We start from the raw sequence: 19950 nt of genomic DNA on the forward strand, positions 1-19950 counted from the left end.
AGGCGGACTGATGGTAGGAGATATGATAGCCCAATTGTTATTTTTCATGATATTAATTCTGATCATTATAGGGATTTCAGTTTTTATCCGTACTTTTACAAAAAGGAATAAGCGTTTAGAAAGAATAGAAGAAAAGTTAGATGAACTGCTTAAAGATAGAAATGATGCTGGTTAGATTTCAATCCAAAAGAAACTAGGCTTATCGCCAGGTTCTTATGGCGAAAGCCTAAGCGTTTTTTATATTTCAATTTCTTAAAATATAAAAAACCTAACACATCATGTGTTAGGAAAAGTGGTAAACAACTTAGGTGACCCAACCATATTAGAATCATCCGTGATTCCACATTTGAAAGCTTATGCAGAAGGATAATTTTTGATGAATTCGTTTCCTTCTACCTCTTGGTTAAGTCCAATTTTTTAAATCTACTTAAAGCTCAAAACCATTTACTCTATCTGCCGTACAGCTATCGTGTCAGCAGACCCGACTGCCCGGTCAAATTTCAGGGCTGTTTTTCACCTTGCACAGGAAGTGCTATCCCTTGTTTGGTCCGGCGTCTCTGTTCGTTTTGGAAACGAACTCGCGATGGTTGAGCCACCTAAGTTGTCTAGCTGCTTGTTTTGTTGTTATCTTGTTTACACTTTTATTATACCACCATATCAGATGAGTGAAACCAGTAATTATGAACAATTTGTTAACGCTAACATAACTAGGGTGAGAGAGAATAAAATTGAACTTTCCGTCAATCATATCTCCCTATTATGGTAGGATGAAAGAAAGGAGGGGGCGTTGTGGATCCATTAGATATTATCAGTGATTTAAGCAAAATAAAGCCTGTTTACCAGCCGGTCTTCAGTGCTGTCAGATATACGGTAATTGGTTATGAATTGATTGGCCGTTGTTTTGATGGGGAGAATTGGATCAGCCTGGATGATTTTTTTCAGGACCCGGATGTTCCTGAAGAATTCAAAGCAGAAGTGGAACAGCATTTGTTGCAGCTTGCTTTGACAGAGATGATCCATTCGGACATACAAGGTTACTTGTTTATCAATCGAAATGCGAAACAATTGATGGTGAACAATGGGGAAGATCTCCTTGAGACACTGCAATTATACAAAAGTAAAGGATTTACGATGGACCGGATTGTCATTGAAGTGACCGAGCACGATTTTGACGAAGATTTTGAAGCGCTGAGTCATCTGCTTCTCTACTATAAAACCTACGGCATCCAAATTGCTGTCGATCATGTCGGAGCTAAAAGCTCGAATATTGATCGGATACGGCAGCTGGAACCTCATTTCTTAAAGATTGATACGACGATCATTCGCCAGGCAAATGCTGATAGCTTTCAAGATATTATTTATTCCCTGTCCATGTTAGCCCGTCGTATTGGCGCTGCATTATTGTTTGAGCACATCGAGGATGACTTTCAGCTCCAATTCGCCTGGAAGCACGGGGGGCGTTTTTATCAGGGCAGCTATTTAGCAGAACCGGATTCCAGCTTCCTGGCTAAAAGCGCTTTGGCTTCAAATATATCTGAAAAAGTTTACAAGTATATCACTAGGGAAAAGTCCTTGATCGAGCAACGGTTATCATTGATTCTCCAGTGGGAAGACAAGGTGAAAAAAGTGTTACCGAAATGGGATGGCCCAAAAAAGGTAAATGGATTTATCGAATGGATCACGGACCAATTCAATGAAGAGAGTTTTCGTACATTCATTTGTAACAGCGATGGCCAGCAAGTCTCAGCCAACTTCAGAAAAAGAGGCGATAAATGGGTGGTCGAATCACAGAAGAAAGGATCCAACTGGGCATTCCGTCCATACTTTCTGGAGAATGTGATGCTGATGAAAACATGGCACAAAGGAATACTATCCGAGCTCTATTCCGATATCGAGACGAAAGAAACCATCCGTACGTTCAGTTTCCCTTTGACCGAACAGCATTTTTTGTTCATTGATCTTCGATATTCCTTCATTTATGAACATGAGTGTCTAATGATTTGAGAATTAAACAATGAACGTTTATCTCTAATATATGCAGTTGTAGATATCCTTAAGGAAAGCCGGCTTCCGGCTTTTTTGTATAAGCTCTGTTAAATCTCATTGTTCCTTTTACAGTTGAAGCTCCCTTTTATTGAAGATTCAGTTTCGAGAGAAACTGTTTCCGGTACGGTTGAGAATCTCTGGATGTCCGGGAAATCACTCGCTTTCCATGGGAGTACGGTGAGCTTCCTCGGGCTAAAGCCCTGCGGGATCTCACCAATCAGGTTCATCCCACAGGACTTTGAATTTCCTCCTTGAATAAACACCGCACGAAGAAAATGCATAGCATTTTCGAGGAGTCTCACCGTTTTTCCAGCCACCATATAATTGTAAGAATCTCGAAACTTCTGTTATGAATGACATACTTTTGAAGCAATAAGAACGGATCAATCTGGCATTGTAATAGTATTCTCCTAACAAATTAAGGTACGTAAATTTAAGAGCGATTTCGATAATCTTATGTGGTAAGGGGCGTGGGGGAAGGTTGAGACTCCTGCGGGAAAGGATAGACTGGCAAGACCCCGCAGAGCTTTAGCTCGAGGAGGCTTGCCGTCTTCCCCGCGGAAAGCGAATCCTTCCCCAACGACCCTAATCTCCTTCAATATCTCGAAATCAAGTCTTCGACTTTTCGGCCCTATTGTTGGATAGCCTTCTATGAAAAACAATAACGTTTAACAGAGACTGTAAACCAGCAAGCATCTCAAGTAATGATCAGATTCACGAATCAAAAAAATAAATTGCAATTATTCTAAAAGATAGTGAAATATTTCCATTCTTATGATAAGATATTTTTCAACTTTCTTATCAGTCATCTTAGCAAATATACAGAGGGTGGTGATGCAGGATGGATCCGGTCTTAATTGATTTTCCGTCAGCGTTTGAAACAGAGCGGCTTCAAATGCGTATGCCGCTGCCTGGAGACGGAGAGGCGGTTCATGAAGCGAAGGAAGCTTCTCACGAAGAACTGAAGGAATGGATGCCTTTTGCACAAAACAGAGGCACCCTGGAAGAGACAGAAGCGAATGTACGAGAAGCACATGCCAAATTTCTGACTCGCGAAGATTTGCGCTTGCATATCTTTTTAAAGGAGTCCAGCACATTCATCGGGTCCTCTGGCCTTCATCGGATAAATTGGGAGATACCGAAGTTTGAAATCGGATACTGGATCGATACAAGGTATGCTGGAAAAGGCTATATGTCCGAGGCAGTAGAAGGAATTGCTGCGTTTGCTTTCGATAAATTGAAAGCAAGACGTGTGGAGATCCGCTGCGATTCAGGAAATGAAGCGAGCAGGGCAATTCCGGAACGCTTAGGTTTTGATTTGGAAGGTGTTTTGCGAAACGATGATTTATCTGTCACGGGAGAGGGTCTGCGAAATACTTGTATTTATGCTAAAATCCGATAATAATTATATTGTTAAAATAGGCACATGCCGCCCCCTTGCTACATAATATTGTGGCAAGGGGGTTTTTCGTTGGTGAATATATTATTACTTAAACAAAAAAAGTTTCCCTTGGTAAAAATGTGCAGTATGATTACTTTAGCGAGGTAGAAAGGAGACTGGAAACTTGGGTTCAGATTTATTATTAGCATTCGGGTTAACTTTAATGGCCGGTCTGGCCACAGGCATCGGTAGTGTGCTGGCATTTTTCACGAAAAGCACCAATACCCGCTTTCTATCCTTTGCACTCGGCTTCTCTGCAGGAGTGATGATTTATGTCTCGATGGTCGAAATTTTCTTTAAAGCGAAAGACTCACTGGTAAGTGCGATGGGGGTTGAAAGCGGGAACTGGGTAACAGTCGGTTCATTCTTCGGCGGGATGCTGTTCATTGCCTTGATAGATAAGTTCATTCCTAAAAAGTCAAACCCTCACGAGGTCAAGAAAGTAGAGGATATGGAGAAGCCGGAAAATGGTGTGAAGGATCCTGCATTGTTAAAAATGGGTACATTTGCTGCGTTAGCGATCGCTATCCATAACTTTCCGGAAGGGATTGCTACGTTCACATCCGCTATGCAGGATCCGAGTCTTGGGATCGCCATTGCTGTCGCTATTGCCATCCATAACATTCCTGAGGGTATCGCTGTCTCTGTACCGATTTACTTTGCCACCGGGGATCGGAAAAAAGCATTCAAGCTCTCCTTTCTTTCCGGTTTATCAGAGCCTGTCGGTGCTTTAGCAGCTTATTTAATACTGATGCCGTTTTTGAATGATATCATGTTCGGTATCATCTTTGCTGGTGTAGCAGGGATCATGGTATTTATCTCGCTTGATGAATTGCTGCCTGCCTCGAAAAAATATGATGAAGCTCATCTATCGATATACGGTATCATAAGCGGAATGATGGTCATGGCACTCAGTCTATTGTTATTTATCTAGATGAAAGGACACTTCCCTTTAAAGGAGGTGTCCTTTTCTAATGCCTGGACATACCGGCTGCCTTAACGACATATAATGCGGTAAGGGTGGGGTGCGATAATGAAACAACAGTGGAAGGACTTAAATCGGAAACGTAAATGGCTGTTGGTTGTCGGAATGTCGATGCTTGTGATAATCGGCGGCATGAGTGCTTACTTATTATTTCTTTATCAGAAAGTCCATCACACAGTATCCGGTGAACTATTCGAGCCTGTCACCGCTATTGACAGTCAGGAAAGTAAGCATAAGATGAATGAAGACGATCCGTTGAATTTTCTATTACTGGGAATTGATGAACGGGAAGCAGATGTGGGAAGACCTGATACGATTATCGTAATGAATATCGACCCAAAAAAGGAAAAAATGCATTTAATCAGTATTCCGCGGGATACGATGGCCTGGATTCCAGGGCATGGAAGCTATGATAAAGTTAATCATTCCTATACATTCGGCGGAGTGGACATGACCATAAATACAGTGGAAGAGTTGCTGGATATCGAGCTTGATTATTACGCCACGATGAACATGGCTGGTTTGAAACAAATGGTAGATGCGGTCGGTGGTGTGCAAGTAGTTAACGAGTTTCCATTTGTACAAGGTGGTTTCGACTACCCAAAAGGTCCCCAGACACTTTCAGGTGAGCAGGCACTTGCTTATGTAAGAATGCGTGATGAGGATCCCAAAGGGGATATCGGCAGGAACCACAGACAGCGTGAGGTGGTAGAAGGGTTGATGGCCCAGGGATTGAGTTTGCATGCAGTTGTCAATTTGGACGGGATTTTCAATGTCCTGGCTGAGAATATGGAGACCAACCTCACGTTGGATGAGCTGAGAACACTGGCCGTTCATTATCGCAGCGGACTTGAAAATATCAACATGTACCAAATAGAAGGGAAAGACAGCTATGTTAATGACATCTATTATTTGCAGGTATCACCGGAAGAAATAACGAAAGTGAATCGGATGATTTCTAAACAGGAATTATAGGAAGAAGTTCACAGCGAGACTGTCGAAAAACGATCGACAGTCTTTTGTGTTTCATTAAACCAATGACAGATGAACGATCTCCCTGCGATTAAGCATGGGGCTACCAGCTTTCAGTCCTGTCCCCTCGGAAAGCGACCTTTTTTATGAAGAGGATTAATTATGCCTTGCCGCTCTTGTACAAGGGGTTTACACGGTATGCCAGCGTGGTACTATGGAAAAAAGCGGTTAGAAAGGAGTCTGCCATGACAAAAACGGTAATGATCACAGGGGCCTCCAATGGGTTTGGGTACCTGACAGCAGTCAAGTGTGCAGAAAAAGGATTCCGGGTGATTGCAACGATGCGGAACATGAAGTATGCCAATCGTTTTGAAGAAGAAATCCAGGACCCTGTCGTACGGAATCGTATCATCCCAAGGCAGCTGGATGTAACCGATCATGATTCCCTCCGTTCCTTCCAAGTAAGCCTGACGACAATTGATCGTGTTGATGTGTTAATCAATAATGCTGGATTTGCAGTCGGTGGCTTTGCGGAAGAAGTTCCGGTGGAAACCTATCGAAAGCAATTTGAAACCAATTTTTTCGGAATGATTGCTGTTACGCAGATGGTGCTTCCCATCATGCGAAAGCAAGGTTTTGGAAAAGTGCTTAATGTAAGCAGTATCAGTGGGCAAGTAGCATTTCCGGGGCTATCTCCTTATGTTGCTTCCAAGCATGCTGTGGAAGGATTTACAGAAAGTCTCCGCTTGGAATTGCAACCGTATGGAATTGACGCAGCAGTCATTCAACCTGGATCATTCCGAACGAATATTTGGACAAAAGGGACATACATACCAGAAGAAGCAAGACACCCGGATTCCCCATACGCGGATTACATGAAAAATATCAAGGATTATATGGAAGTAAGCCGGGAAAAAATGGCTGATCCCGCGCTGGTAGCCACATTTACGAGCAAGCTTGCGGAGCGTTCTCACTGGAGGAAGGTGTGCTACCCGATTGGTAAAGGCGTACGTACCACCATGGCTGTAAAACGCATCCTTCCATGGAAGGCATGGGAAAGGCTGGTATTACGACAGCTCTCAAGATCAGGCTTTAAAGTCCACGATAAGTAGAGGAGGAAGATAATATGGAAGAGAACTATCCTGTGCTTTCTGGAGCGGAAGCATTTTATCAAGAAGGTAATGATTTGGGGATTCTTGTCATACATGGTTTTACAGGTTCGCCGCAGAGTATGCGCCCGCTTGCTGAAACATATGCCAAGTCGGGATATACAGTTGCAATGCCGAGATTATCCGGTCACGGTACCCATTATGAAGATATGGAAAAAACCTCTTACAAGGATTGGGTAGCGTCGGTAGAAGAAGCGCTTGATTGGTTGAAAAAAAGGACGAGGTTTCAGTTTGTGGTCGGACTTTCCATGGGCGGCACGCTGGCTTTACACCTGGCTAAACAACATGACGACCTCAAAGGGATCGTGCTGATCAATGCAGCTATTGAAATACAGCAGATGGAAGCGCTGCGAGAAGAAGAGAATCAATCCAGGTATTTGGAGTCGATTCATTCTGATATTCAAAAAGAAGGAGTTAAAGAGCTTGCTTATGACAAAGTTCCCTATGCTTCTGTCATTCAATTGCTGGATTTGCTGCACGGGGTCCGGGCTGATTTGGCCAATGTCCACTGTCCAGCATTAATTTTTGTGTCGGATGAAGATCATGTCGTACCACCGGATAATGCACAGTACATCTTTGATACGATTTTTTCTGAACATACGGAGCTTGTCCATTTGGAAAATAGTTATCATGTCGCCACACTGGATTATGATTTCGACTTGATCATTGAAAGGAGTCTGGAATTTTTTCAACAGTACACGATGACTAAATAACATTCTTTCCTTTGGTGATACTAAGTCCCAGAACATTTAAGTAAATTGTTTGCTGGTATAGACAACTATATATGCACGCTTTATAATAGAGCTAGTAGTAACACCGAAGGAGGGAACAACATGCCCCACACATTGTTGATGAAAAATATCCAAATCATTGTTGAAAATAAAAAAGAAATCACCGGTTCCCTTTGGATCGAGAATGGAAAAATTTCAACGGTTACTGAGAGAGACATGTCTGACCAAAAGGCTGATGTCGTGATTGATGGAAAAGGGAAGCATTGGACCGTACTTCCTGGCTTCATCGATGTCCATATTCATGGAGCAGCCGGCCATGACACCATGGATGCTACCCCGGAAGCACTGGCGGGAATTGCAGAGGCTTTGCCACAGGAAGGGACCACGAGTTTTCTTGCCACGACGATGACCCAGTCGCACCAGGCGATTTCTAAAGCTTTGAAAAATGCGGCCGGGTATATCAAAGAGCAGACAGCAGGTTCAGGTGCTGAAGTTATCGGCATCCATCTGGAGGGGCCATTCCTTTCAAAAGATAAAGCAGGCGCACAGCCGCTGGAGCATATTATTGCCCCTGACATCCCTCGGTTTGATCAGTGGCAGCAAGAAAGCAATAGTCACATCCGTCTGGTTACGATTGCGCCGGAGGAACCAGGGGCGCTGCAGCTGATCAGACATTTACATGATTCAGGTGTTGTTGCTTCGATCGGGCACACGAATGCGACTTTCCAGGAAGTGACGGACGCCGTGGAGAATGGAGCTTCCCATGTCACCCATCTATACAACCAGATGCGTGGCCTCCATCACCGTGAGCCTGGGGCTCTTGGAGCGGCACTTTTACACAAGGAATTAACGACAGAAATCATCGTGGACCTGGTCCATGCCCACAGGGATGCAGTGCGGCTTGCCTACCAATCGAAAGGTCCCGAACGTATGATACTGATTACCGATGCCATGCGCGCTAAATGTCTTCCGGAAGGGGATTATGACCTTGCCGGGCAAGAGGTTACGGTTAAAAATAATGAAGCTCGTCTCGAGGACGGCACATTGGCTGGCAGTATTCTGACCCTGAAGCAGGCGGTAGCCAATATGAAAGAAATCGTAGCACCGACATGGCTGGATATCATTCGCCTCACTTCAGAAAATGCCGCCAGAGAGCTTGGTGTTTTTGACCGGAAAGGGAGCATCAGCACCGGGAAAGATGCTGACCTTGTAGTTTTGGATGAGGATTTCGATGTAGCTATGACGATTTGCAATGGATATGTCGCATTTGAACGGGAGGGCTGATGACAGTGAAAGTGATTGTAAAAGAAGACTACCATGAAATGAGCTGTGCGGCAGCCCATTTCATAGAAAGTAAAATTGTTGAAAAACCAGGTGCCGTACTAGGATTAGCTACAGGGGGAACGCCTCTGGCTACCTATGAAGAGCTGGTCAAGGGATATAAGGAAGGAAAAGTAAGTTACCGTCAGGCATGTACGCTGAATCTCGATGAATACGTCGGTTTAGAAGAAGACCATCCGCAAAGCTATCATTATTTCATGCGGGAAAAGCTGTTTGACCATATCGATATAGATGCGTCCAACACCCATTTGCCAAATGGAAATGCTGAAAATATCGATCATGAATGCCAGCGCTATGAAGGGTTGATAGATGAAATTGGTCCGCCTGATTTACAAGTGCTCGGAATTGGGATAAATGGTCATATCGGCTTCAACGAACCCGGTACTTCATTTGATTCGACCACGCACGTCGTTACATTGACGGAATCAACGAGAAAAGCCAATGCACGCTTTTTCCCGACCGCAGAAGATGTACCAAAACATTCCATAACGATGGGGATCCGCTCGATTTTGAAAAGTAAACAGATTATTCTGCTTGCATCCGGGGAGGATAAAGCACCAGCAATTCAACGTTTGCTTGAAGGGGAAATAGACGAAGAATTTCCGGCTTCTGCGCTGAAGAATCACCCCGATGTGACATTGATTGTCGACGAAAGCGCCTATCAGGGTGTGGTTCATGGAAGGAGTAGAAGCCATGCTGAATAAACAGTCTCCTCTCCCTATGTATTATCAAATAGAGGAAGATATCAGGCAGCGAATCGCCAAACAGGAATTTTTTCCTGGTGAGGCGATCCCTTCTGAGCGGTCTCTGACCGAGACCTATGATGTCAGCAGAATGACGGTACGCCAGGCGGTCAATAACCTGGTGCAGGAAGGACTGCTGTACCGGGAAAAAGGTAAAGGGACGTTCATTGCTGAAACCAAAATGGAACAGCCGCTGACCGGCTTGACCAGTTTTACAGAAGATATGAAACGAAGAGGATTGAAACCGGGAAATAACCTGTTAAGTTTCGATGTGAAAGAGGCAGGGTCCAAGCTTGCAGCGAAACTTCAGATTGAAGCGGGTGAACGGGTATTTGAAGTGAAACGTGTCCGCCTTGCCGATGAAGTCCCCATGGCTTTGGAAACGACATTTATCCCATATGCATTGATGCCGGGATTGACACAGGCGCATATCCAACAATCGTTTTATGCCTACGTCGAATCAGAACTCGGACTTACCATCGGTCGCGCCGAACAAGCGATTGAAGCTTCCCTGGCTGATGAAGCAGAGGCAGACGCACTGGCTATTCCGTTACATGCTGCTCTGCTTGGCATCGAACGTCTGACATTTACTACTGATAATACGCCGTTCGAATTGGTCCAGTCGGCATATCGAGCTGACCGCTATAAGTTTTTGGCAGAGATCAAACGGAATTAACTATTTTGTACACAGAAAAAAGTAAGCGGGCTGAATCCTATGGATTTTAGCCCGCTTATTTTATATAGAAATAGTAACCACTGCGTCCTATGCCGAATGTACATTCTGAGGATTTCTGAGGGATTAAATTGGAATAATATGTTATTGTTAACATGAAGTTTTCTTATATGCGAGCCGGATCGTTGTGCTATTAGGGGAAGAGATGGAGTAAAAGAGGAAATAAGTAAACTACGAACTACCAAATTACTATCAATGAAATAAAACAAAAATTTACTATTGTAAAAACAGGAGGTGATGAAATGGGAAGAAGGATAAACGTCCTGGCGTTCTTCCTGTTAGCCTTTGTGACAGGTTGTAATGTTGTGGATTCAAGTAATAATAAAAGCGAAGAAAGTAATAAGGTTCTTGAAAATGTTTGGGAATATGTGCAAACAACAGACATGCCTCAGGATGAAGAATGGAAAAGTGCCTGGTTAAACGGAAAAGTTGAAGAAATAAAGATGACAGATGACATAGACAGTTACCAATATGTAGAAGAGAAGTTCCATAATGAAACGGTATTTCTAGTTACCCCCTTATTTAAGACAGAGCGGATGGCGTATCCAAGAATAGTAGTGGATCCTCAAACAAAGGAAGTAATTGCTGAACTTCCAGGTGAATAAAAATGATTTTAAGATTTTTCAGGACCCACACCTACAAAAGGAATAGTTGCTTCATTGTGTTAAAGGGGATTTTGTGGCAATTTAGCGATAATATTTAAGATGATTTAAGATTCTATAAAAGATCTTCACTCTCAGAAATTTATTCCTATAGACTATTCTCTGTCTTGTTCCTTATGAACAAATTTCTTCCTCCAATTTTTTGGGTTAAATGATTTTTTAATGTTATTTGCTACTTTTTTTCCCGCCATCAAAGCACCTATCCAAAAAATCACCTCACCTATAATCAGGCTGGTAGTTATACTAATAGCCTTCACTCCATTAGTAAGTGGTAAAAAGGGGATTAAAACAGGGGAAATCACCCATATGAGAATAGAAGAAATAATAAGAATCATTCCTACCTTATAGATCCATGGCTTTTGCAATGTTGAGTTTTTTTGCATGATCTCACCCCCAAATAACAACACAAATGTTCAAAATAAGGTATTGGTGATCAACTATTAAAACAAACGTTCTTAAGCAAAACGTATTTTCCACATACGGTAAAGTATATCTCAATTTCATTTCTTCAACAATCGAGGGCGTCGACAGGTTCTGCTATAAGCGTTTTTCAGAAAGTTTGTTTGATTTAATTTCAGTTTGATTACGGAGGATAAAATAGTGATTCCAAAATACAACGTGGGAGTGGCGAAAATGTATAACAAAAGATACAACTACGGAAGTAAGAATTATCTATATTACCTAAAAGAATTCAGCAATATAGTGGCCGATACTTTTCAGTAGGAACACGGAAGTTTGACTTTTCTTTAAATATAAGGGGCAATCAACTAATAAGATATAATCTGTTATTTACTTAAGAATAGAGGGGGAGGGAGGGCAGCAATAGTGTTAAGAACGGCTTTCAATCTTCTTGGGGGGGGAGCGAATTGAAAAGAATTATTTTTTTGCTGTTATTTGTCTCCATTATTTTTATAATTTATTCGGTTAATTATTTTAACCAATACCATATCGAGGATAAAACAACCTCCATTCAATCGGAATTAAAAGAATGGATAAATAGGGGTTCAGGGCTTATTAATCTTGAAGTTTTAAAGAAGGTTCAATTAGATGATACAAGTTCTTATATCGTTTCATTCCAGACAAAAAGCGGTAATATTGGATATGCTCAATTAATCAAAGGGTGGAATGGCAAATTTAAAATCGTTCTCGCTGGGCATGGAGACGGGGAGTATGTGGCTGATTATCAAAAAATAAAAACAAGTGATGGGATATACGGTGTGTTAGTAGGTCGAAATCCTGATAGGAAGATAGACCACATTATAGCTGATCTAGATGATGAAGAATTTAAATTCACATCCAATGTCTCTGGCGAGAAAACGTATGTAAAGTACCATAAGCTGCCTCCAGATATTGAAAAGCCTTTTCCTGCCAGGGTAACCTTGTACGACAAAAACAATACTGAAATTTATCCACCTGATTTATTTCAATAACATGAGCCCTCCAGACGGTTTATGCTAGTTTAAAATTGAATTCCTATGTAATCTTCCTATTGCGACTGTGAATTTATATTCCTTCGACACTATTCCTGCCACCAGATTCGATTATAGCGGTGAGGAGGGAGTGCCGATGTTACTTGAAATCAAACCGATGGTCCTGCCGAAAAATCATCCTTGCCGCCCTGGTTATGCCATGAGACCAGATTACATAACGATCCATACAACAGGAAACCGTTCATGGGGTGCAGATGCTCTAATGCATGGCAGGTACATGAGGAACCTGAATGGCAGCCGGCTGGTCAGCTGGCATTATACCGTAGACGATAGCTTGATCATCCAGCATCTGCCTGACTATGAAAGTGCCTGGCATGCCGGTGATGGCAATGGGGAGGGAAATCGAAATTCGATCGGAGTGGAAATATGCGAGCATGAAGATGGTAATTTTGAAGAGGCGGTAAAGAGGGCAGTCCTGCTGGTTCGCACGTTACAGAAGCGTCACGGAATTCCGTTAAGTCGAATCGTCCCTCATAAAAAATGGAGCGGCAAAAATTGCCCGCGGGCTCTTTTGCCAGTATGGAATGAATTTATAGAAAAAATCGGGAACAACAATCTCATCCCGAGGGGGAATTTCTATCTTGGAAAGCGGCTAGAGTCGATTTATCCTGGACTTTTACGATTTTATGCGTGCCCCTCATGGAAGGATGTCGATGTTGCGGGCACCGTGAAACAAGGCTATGGTTTCCCGATTATAATAGCAAAGGTGAAAGTGGGTGCAGGTTATCAGTACCGTGTGAAAAACAGTAAAGGGGTAGTCTACTATATTACCGCCAGCCCTAAATATGTCAAAGTTGAAAGCGGACGGTGAATATATTCGTGGTATAATAGAAGTATAAACGGAAAGTATGGTTAGAGAGAGTGGAAAGGGGCTGGATTAGGTGAAGAAAAAGTATTTAGTACCAGTAGATGGTTCCGATCATTCTTTGCGTGCGTTAGAATATGCGATTGAGCATGCAAAAGAGACTGGCAGTGGAATTTTACTTGTGCACGTACAGCCTGAATATAATACGCATAATATCCGCAGGTTCATTACGAAAGAGCAAATTAAAGAGTACCAGCAGGAAATGGCGGAAGAAGCATTCCGAGCTACCGAACCGCTATTGGCACAAAGTGATGTTCCAGCAGAAAAAGTGATGTTGACCGGTATTGCCAGCGATGAGATTTGCCGTTTGGCACGAACGGAAAAAGTGAAAGGCATCATCATGGGTTCCCGTGGTCTCGGGCGGGTGAAGGGTTCTGTATTAGGAAGCATCAGTTACAGCGTCCTGCATACTGCTGATGTGCCAGTCACCGTCGTTCCTTAAAAAAAATGATCAGCCGCCTTCCTTGGCATACAAGGTAGGCTTTTTCTATTTCTTCCATACAAGCAAACGGTAACATGTTTTAACCTGGCCTGGAATACGAATAGAAAAGGGAATTGACTCACTTTACAGGCAGCGCCGCACATTATCCTTGTATGACCTTTGACTCAGTGAAAATCCCAATCGGCTGATTCCTGAATTAGATGCAAATATGATAAGATAAAAGAGCTAATAACTTTCCAAAAGGAGGATATTATGAGGAAATTACCAGGTGTCCTGATGATCATAGCACTTATCTTTATCACTACAGCATGCAGTAATAAAGATGAGCCTACGGCGGAAGAGCGTTTTACCAAATACATAGATTTATGGCAGGATCAGAAGTTTGAAGAAATGTACGAAATGACTGCTGCTTCCTCTAAAGAACATTATACAAAAGAAGAAGCGGTCGATCGTTTTGAGAAAATCTATCAGGATTTTTCTATTAAAAATGTAGAAGTGACCTTTGAGAAAAAAGAGGAGGAAGAGGATAAGGAGAAGACAGAAGAAACCATTCCTTTCCATGTTTCCATGACCTCGGTTGCAGGTGAAATAGCGTTTGATTATGAGGCGACGTTGACGAAAGAAGAACGGGAAGCAGGCGATGAAACGAAAGAAAACTGGTATGTCAACTGGAATCCGGGATTCATTTTTCCGGAGATAGCTGAAGGGCAGGAAGTTGGACTCTCCACAACTAATCCTGTCAGAGGCGAAATCTATGATCGTAATGGGAACGGTCTGGCCATTAATGCTGAATTTCTGAATATCGGTGTGATCCCGGAACAGCTTGGGGAGGAGAAAGCAGAGATAAAACAGGAAATTGCCGGACTGCTGGATATGGCTGTGGAAGATATTGATAAAAAACTGAGTGCCGGCTGGGTGCAAGAAAATCCTGATCAATTCGTACCACTGAAAAAGGTACCCGCGGATGAGACGGAGAGAATAGAAGAACTGGTTGACATGGAACCGGTCTCTACCCAGGCAACTACCGGACGGGACTATCCTTATGGGGAAGCGGCCGCCCATCTGACTGGCTATATCCGCCAGGTGACCGCCGAGGATTTAGAAGAACTAGATGACGAGAAATATCATGCCAATAGTATGATTGGTCATGGCGGTATCGAAGGAAAGATGGAAGAGACCTTAAGCGGTTCACCTGGGGTTACCATCTATGCTAAATCGGAGGAAGGAACAACGACGATCGCTGAAACTCCGGTAGAGCACGGGGAGGATGTACATCTTACGATTAATGCTGATCTCCAGAAGAAAATCTATCAATCTTACGAAGGAGGAGCAGGTGCTGCAGCGGCCATCCATCCGACTACTGGTGAAACATTGGCAATGGTCAGTTCACCCGCTATCGATCCGAACCTGCGTATTTATGGTACGAATAAGGAGCTTGATGATTCAGGACAGCCCAGCTTGAATCGTTCCATGTATACCTATGCACCAGGGTCAACTATCAAACCGGTTACAGCAGCGATCGCATTGACCAATGGCGCCATCGGACCAGAAGAAACAATTGATATTAATGGCAAAACGTGGGCAAAAGAAGATGGATCATGGGGTAATTATGAAATCAGCCGGGTCACAGAATTTAATGGACCTGTCGATGTCACCAATGCACTGATTCGCTCCGATAATATCTTCTTTGCGAGAACAGCCTTGCAGATGGAACAGGAAACCTTCCGTTCCGGCTTGGAATCGTTTGGTTTCAATCAGGAAATTCCGATCGAATACCCGGTATATAACTCGCAGATTTCCAATGAAGATACGTTTTCCGATGATTTGCTGATGGCAAATACAGCCTATGGACAGGGGCAAATGGAAATGTCATTGATCCATCTCGCGACCGCTTATACCCCATTTTTCAATGAAGGCGATCTGTTGAAGCCGACGATTGTAAAAAGTAAAAATCCGCGGGAAATTTGGAAAGAGGGCGTGACCGACCCACAATACAACGATGTCATTAAAAATGCGCTGCGACAGGTGGTTGCTCATGAAGCAGGATCTGCACGTGCCGCCAACATTTCAGGAATTCCGTTAGCTGGCAAGACAGGGACAGCTGAACTAAAACGCACGAAAGATGAGGAAGGAAAGGAAAACGGCTGGTTTGTCGTTTATCCGACCGAAAATACGGATATAGTACTTGCAATGATGAAAGAAAATGCCAAAAGCGGGGACGTCGTCATGCAGGCTGCGGGATTATTCCAGAATATGGAATGAACCGGTCGCTTGTTGCTAAATTTGTGATAGTTTTTTATAATAGATGCAGTACAAAAAAAGCATAGATTCAAAGCCTTCCAAGGGGAGCCGATTTTGGCTGAGAGTGGGCGCTCGTGTCCTTACCCTTTGAACCTGTTAGTTAATACTAGCGTAGGAATGGTGGCTTTTATGATGGTGCAATGCAAACGGAATCCGTCCATCTGGAAGCTTCCCCCTTGGCATTGCTTTTTTTGTTGCCAAAAAACAAGGGGAGTGATTGATTCATGAGAAACAAACGTACGTTATTTATGGTAGAGGTAGCTATTTTCGCAGCGCTTGCGACGCTTTTGGACTTCATCCCGATTTTCAAAATGCCACAGGGTGGTTCGGTGTCGCTTGCGATGGTGCCAGTCTTTCTAATTGCGTTCCGCTGGGGATTAAAAGGGGGACTGCTGACCGGATTGCTTTACGGGATTTTCCAAATCATCGTCGGACAGGCTTATATTCTGACGCCCGTGCAGGCGGTGATTGAATACGGACTGGCGTTCACCCTGTTAGGACTAGCCGGCATTTTTGCCCACACTGTTAAACAGGCGTTGATCAACCATAACACGAAGAAGTTTTTCACGTATGTGACGCTCGGTATTCTGCTTGGAAGTACGCTAAGGTTCATGGGACACTTCATTGCAGGCGTCGTATTTTTTGCCGAATATACCGATGCAGAAAATGTATGGATTTACTCGTTGGTTTATAATGCTTCTTATATGGTGCCGGCAGCAATCATCAGTGCGCTCGGCTTGGGATATTTATTCCACAAACAGCCGCGAATTCTTTTAAACGATCAGGAACAGGCTTCCTACCGGGCGGCAGCAAGACCTAAAGAACAATTGAACTGAATAACCAACCTTGCCAATTTCTTCCGGCAAGGTTTTTCTTTTTGTCATGGTGGTATATAGTATGATGGAGAAAAGGGGGCAGGGAATATGAGAGAACTAGTAGGCCGCTGCAGTAAGTGTGGGAAAAATGTTTATTGTGAAGACGGCTTTTTGAATGGTATCTATGAAGATAACCAATTGTACTGTAATGACTGCTATGAAAGAGCAGAGGATCAGGAAAAGTGAAAAACAAATTTGCTCGTATCCAAACCAGAATGAAATTCTTACTTAAGAAAAAACGAAGCTGGCTATTTATAGTGGTGGTGCTATGGTTATCCGGCGTGATATTTTACCATACTTCCTATAAAACATTACCCGAAGGACTGTCATACCAAGGCAATGTACACGATATGGAACAGGTTGAATTCTTTCGTGATTTGACCTACCCGGACGAAAACGGAAAAACCGTCCATGAACTCGAGATATTCCAGGAAATCAATGATTTGATCGGAGAAGCGGAAGAGTTCGTCGTAATAGACATGTTTCTATTCAACGGGTATACGGATGGAAAGAGAGACTTCCCCCAAATATCAAAAGAGCTAGCCGATGCTATCATCAAGCAAAAAGAAAAACACCCTGACATGAAGGCTGTATTTATTACCGACCAGGTCAATACGGTCTATAATTCTTACCAGCCGAAAGCGATTGAGCGGCTGCGCGCTAATGATGTGGACGTCGTGATGACCAGCCTGAGCGAGCTGCGAGATTCCAATCCGCTGTATTCATCGGTTTACCGGACCTTTTTCCAATGGTTTGGAGAAAAAGGGGATGGCTGGATAGGCAACCCCATGGCGAAGCAGGCTCCTGATATCACCTTCCGTTCTTATGTGAAAATGATGAATATCAAGGCAAATCACCGTAAGCTGGTAGTAACAGAAGATGCAGCAATTGTATCTACTGCCAACCCTCATGATGCCAGCGGTTATCATGAAAATGTAGCGTTCAAGATGAAAGGGCCGATACAAAGAGATATTTTAGAAGCAGAAAAAGCGGTCGTCGACTATTCGGCAGACGAGGAAGTCGATTATCCTGATATGGAAAGCTATCAGTTTGAGGAACAAACCGGCAGCATCAATGCCCAGTTTCTTACTGAACGTAAAATTTATGAAGCTATATTAGCTGACTTAGAAAAAGCTTCAGAAAATGATACGGTCTGGCTTGGCATGTACTACCTGGCTGACCGGAAAATACTAGGCCGTTTAAAAGAAGCGGCTGATCATGGTGCAATGGTCAATATCATTCTCGACCCGAATAAGACAGCTTTTGGCAATACAAAGACAGGACTGCCGAATCTCCCGGTCGCGGCAGAATTAAAAAAGCTTGATCATCCAAATATGAACATACGCTGGTATAACGTCGGTAAAGAACAGTTCCATACAAAAATGCTTTACATCGATAAAGCCAAAGGAGACCATGTGATTATTGGCGGATCAGCAAACTATACGAGACGTAACCTGGCTAACTTGAATCTGGAAGCAGATGTAAGGATCCAGGCGCCACAAAAGGAGCAAGTAATTCAGGAGGTAAGGGATTATTTCGAAAATATGTGGACGAACCAAGGCGGCGCGTATACCGTAGACTACAAAGAAAATGAAAGTGAGTTGAACTTTTTACTCAGCCTGACGTACCGCTTGCAAAAGCTGATCTGGTTTACTACCTATTAAGCTCGCCTAATCATTCATGGTTGAATGTCATGTGCGGTGTGAACAAGACTGAAAAAATGACTGAATCCTTGTCCCTCCTGTAATGGAAGGTACTAGGATTCAGCTATTTTACTGGATAAAAACCCTTTATACTAGACAACTTTAGCTCTAACTAGACAATGTTAGAAAGTTACTAGACATTTTCACGATTTTACTAGACACTTTTAGGAAAATACTAGACAAAATCAATAATTAACTAGACAAAAAATGCTTTTTCTAGACACATAAAAATCGAGGCATAGGACCAAATAAATAAAAGAGTGTGAGCCGAAAAGGCTTCACACTCTTTTATTTAGACTAAAATTGACTCGACATCTTCGGTCTCAGTTACCAGCAGCAATACTCTCCCTTGATCCATTTCTGCTTCATAACTATCGGCTTCCTCTTCACTAAAGCCCATTTCCTGTAATTTCGTACGCAGTTCGTCCCCTTTTTTACTAAACAGGTTTCCAATCGCATTCTTGAAATCCTGCTCAGAAAATCCGATCGTGTTCGCACTGGCATTGCTGGCCAGCCGCTCTGTGCGATCGTCATCATGGGTCAGGACATAGACATTGTCGCTATCAATACCGCGATCTTTTAACTTTTTCACATCTTCGATTACTTTTTCATCGTTGGTATATTCACGAATAAATGGTTTCATTATACGCACTCCTTTAAAGATATTCATGATCCTTATAACCCTAAATCGGGCTATGCAAACCTCTAATACGTTGACAACGGAAGATGATTAGATTAATATCTAATTAGATATATATTTAATTAGGTGGTGAAAACATGCAATTAGATAAAATGGTCCAATTTCATAAAGCGGTAGGGGATGTGACCAGGATAAGAATCCTGGCATTACTGAAAAAAGGACCACGCCATGGACAGGAAATAGCGAGTAAGCTTGGCCTCAAGCCGCCAACGATCACCCATCATATCGCAAAATTGAAAGACACCGGCATGGTTTATGCGAGAAGGGAAAAAAATACGATTTACTTTCACCTTGATGAAAAGAAACTGGAATACATGGCTACAGCAATCATACGAATCGGGGAGGAGAATTTTGTGAAGAATCAGGAATTAGAAATGACTGAAGCAGAAAAGCAGAAAATCATCAAAAATTTTGTAACGAAGGAAGGGAAATTAAAGCAGATTCCCAGCCAGCTGAAGAAGAAACTCGTTATTCTCAGCTACTTTGTCGAGCATTTTGAACTCGGGAAAGTATATGAAGAAAAAGAGGTCAATGCGTATATTAAAACCTTCCATGAAGACTTTGCCACCATTCGTAGAGAATGGGTGATGCAACAATTCATGTTCCGGGAAAATAATCGATACCAACTGAATCCTAAGGAAATTTGGCCAATTGTTATCGAAAAATAGGTTTTGTCTCCCCCTAAACAGGTTACTAGTTTATATAATGCGAATATTCTAACCTGCATCTCATCACTTAAATAGGGGGAAGA

Annotated in this window: 21 protein-coding genes, 1 pseudogene and 1 riboswitch; of the genes and pseudogenes, 20 read left to right on the top strand and 2 right to left on the bottom strand. The window is 42.8% G+C overall.

The window, feature by feature from the left end:
* Positions 1–10: 10 nt before the first annotated feature.
* The 11 genes from BLV00_RS21715 to BLV00_RS14400 all read left to right on the top strand — a co-directional run bounded on the left by BLV00_RS21715 (position 11) and on the right by BLV00_RS14400 (position 10766).
* Positions 11–175, top strand: a complete 165-nt coding sequence (locus tag BLV00_RS21715; protein WP_143030730.1) for a DUF4083 family protein — start codon at positions 11–13, stop codon at positions 173–175.
* Positions 176–789: 614 nt separating this feature from the next.
* On the top strand, positions 790–2004 hold the full coding sequence (locus BLV00_RS14350; RefSeq protein ID WP_093045659.1) for an EAL domain-containing protein: 1215 nt from the start codon (positions 790–792) through the stop codon (positions 2002–2004).
* A gap of 883 nt (positions 2005–2887) precedes the next feature.
* Complete coding sequence (locus BLV00_RS14360; RefSeq protein ID WP_093045661.1) at positions 2888–3448, top strand: GNAT family N-acetyltransferase; 561 nt, start codon at positions 2888–2890, stop codon at positions 3446–3448.
* Between the two features lie 163 nt (positions 3449–3611).
* Positions 3612–4421: a zinc transporter ZupT gene (zupT, locus tag BLV00_RS14365; RefSeq protein ID WP_093045662.1), complete on the top strand. Its 810-nt coding sequence runs from the start codon at positions 3612–3614 to the stop codon at positions 4419–4421.
* 99 nt (positions 4422–4520) lie between these two features.
* Positions 4521–5447, top strand: coding sequence for an LCP family glycopolymer transferase (locus tag BLV00_RS14370; RefSeq protein ID WP_093045663.1), 927 nt, complete (start codon positions 4521–4523; stop codon positions 5445–5447).
* A gap of 242 nt (positions 5448–5689) precedes the next feature.
* Complete coding sequence (locus BLV00_RS14375; protein ID WP_093045664.1) at positions 5690–6556, top strand: SDR family oxidoreductase; 867 nt, start codon at positions 5690–5692, stop codon at positions 6554–6556.
* A gap of 14 nt (positions 6557–6570) precedes the next feature.
* The gene (locus BLV00_RS14380; protein ID WP_093045665.1) at positions 6571–7326 is read left to right on the top strand and encodes an alpha/beta hydrolase; all 756 of its coding nucleotides are present in this window, start codon (positions 6571–6573) and stop codon (positions 7324–7326) included.
* 120 nt (positions 7327–7446) lie between these two features.
* Entirely contained in the window at positions 7447–8628 is a 1182-nt protein-coding gene (gene nagA / locus BLV00_RS14385) for an N-acetylglucosamine-6-phosphate deacetylase (RefSeq protein ID WP_093045666.1), read from the top strand.
* Positions 8628–9389: a glucosamine-6-phosphate deaminase gene (nagB, locus tag BLV00_RS14390; protein WP_342722796.1), complete on the top strand. Its 762-nt coding sequence runs from the start codon at positions 8628–8630 to the stop codon at positions 9387–9389. The genes nagA and nagB overlap by 1 nt, the downstream gene beginning before the upstream one ends.
* On the top strand, positions 9379–10104 hold the full coding sequence (locus BLV00_RS14395) for a GntR family transcriptional regulator (RefSeq protein WP_093045667.1): 726 nt from the start codon (positions 9379–9381) through the stop codon (positions 10102–10104). Before nagB ends, BLV00_RS14395 begins: the two co-directional genes overlap by 11 nt.
* 299 nt (positions 10105–10403) lie before the next feature.
* The gene (locus BLV00_RS14400) at positions 10404–10766 is read left to right on the top strand and encodes a hypothetical protein (protein ID WP_093045668.1); all 363 of its coding nucleotides are present in this window, start codon (positions 10404–10406) and stop codon (positions 10764–10766) included.
* Between the two features lie 152 nt (positions 10767–10918).
* Here the strand turns inward: BLV00_RS14400 and BLV00_RS14405 are convergent, their stop codons facing one another.
* Positions 10919–11206 carry a transporter suffix domain-containing protein gene (locus BLV00_RS14405; RefSeq protein WP_093045669.1) on the bottom strand — a complete coding sequence of 96 codons (288 nt, stop codon included), beginning with the start codon at positions 11204–11206 and terminating at the stop codon, positions 10919–10921.
* 214 nt (positions 11207–11420) lie between these two features.
* Here BLV00_RS14405 and BLV00_RS21720 point away from each other — a divergent pair.
* From BLV00_RS21720 to BLV00_RS14435, 8 genes and pseudogenes are all read left to right on the top strand, one after another.
* Positions 11421–11546 (top strand): annotated as a pseudogene (locus BLV00_RS21720) (penicillin-binding protein); the annotation flags it as partial.
* A 143-nt stretch (positions 11547–11689) separates the two neighbouring features.
* Complete coding sequence (locus tag BLV00_RS14410; RefSeq protein WP_093045670.1) at positions 11690–12253, top strand: hypothetical protein; 564 nt, start codon at positions 11690–11692, stop codon at positions 12251–12253.
* Positions 12254–12389: 136 nt separating this feature from the next.
* Positions 12390–13124: a peptidoglycan recognition protein family protein gene (locus BLV00_RS14415; protein ID WP_093045671.1), complete on the top strand. Its 735-nt coding sequence runs from the start codon at positions 12390–12392 to the stop codon at positions 13122–13124.
* Positions 13125–13194: 70 nt separating this feature from the next.
* Positions 13195–13620: a universal stress protein gene (locus tag BLV00_RS14420; protein ID WP_093045672.1), complete on the top strand. Its 426-nt coding sequence runs from the start codon at positions 13195–13197 to the stop codon at positions 13618–13620.
* Between the two features lie 252 nt (positions 13621–13872).
* Positions 13873–15882: a penicillin-binding transpeptidase domain-containing protein gene (locus BLV00_RS14425; protein ID WP_093045673.1), complete on the top strand. Its 2010-nt coding sequence runs from the start codon at positions 13873–13875 to the stop codon at positions 15880–15882.
* Positions 15883–15952: 70 nt separating this feature from the next.
* Positions 15953–16056: riboswitch (TPP riboswitch) on the top strand.
* A gap of 89 nt (positions 16057–16145) precedes the next feature.
* Positions 16146–16757, top strand: coding sequence for an energy-coupled thiamine transporter ThiT (gene thiT / locus BLV00_RS14430; protein WP_093045674.1), 612 nt, complete (start codon positions 16146–16148; stop codon positions 16755–16757).
* 87 nt (positions 16758–16844) lie between these two features.
* Positions 16845–16982, top strand: a complete 138-nt coding sequence (locus BLV00_RS22040) for a hypothetical protein (protein ID WP_176791570.1) — start codon at positions 16845–16847, stop codon at positions 16980–16982.
* A gap of 164 nt (positions 16983–17146) precedes the next feature.
* Entirely contained in the window at positions 17147–18460 is a 1314-nt protein-coding gene (locus tag BLV00_RS14435) for a phospholipase D family protein (RefSeq protein ID WP_245728980.1), read from the top strand.
* Positions 18461–18791: 331 nt separating this feature from the next.
* Here the strand turns inward: BLV00_RS14435 and BLV00_RS14440 are convergent, their stop codons facing one another.
* Positions 18792–19142, bottom strand: coding sequence for a YflT domain-containing protein (locus tag BLV00_RS14440; protein WP_093045675.1), 351 nt, complete (start codon positions 19140–19142; stop codon positions 18792–18794).
* Positions 19143–19276: 134 nt separating this feature from the next.
* Between BLV00_RS14440 and BLV00_RS14445 the strand changes: the two genes are divergently transcribed.
* Positions 19277–19867, top strand: a complete 591-nt coding sequence (locus tag BLV00_RS14445; protein WP_093045676.1) for a DUF2087 domain-containing protein — start codon at positions 19277–19279, stop codon at positions 19865–19867.
* Positions 19868–19950: the final 83 nt, after the last annotated feature.

The sequence above is a fragment of the Thalassobacillus cyri genome (assembly GCF_900107755.1).
GTDB classification, from domain to species: Bacteria; Bacillota; Bacilli; order Bacillales; family Halobacillaceae; genus Thalassobacillus; species Thalassobacillus cyri.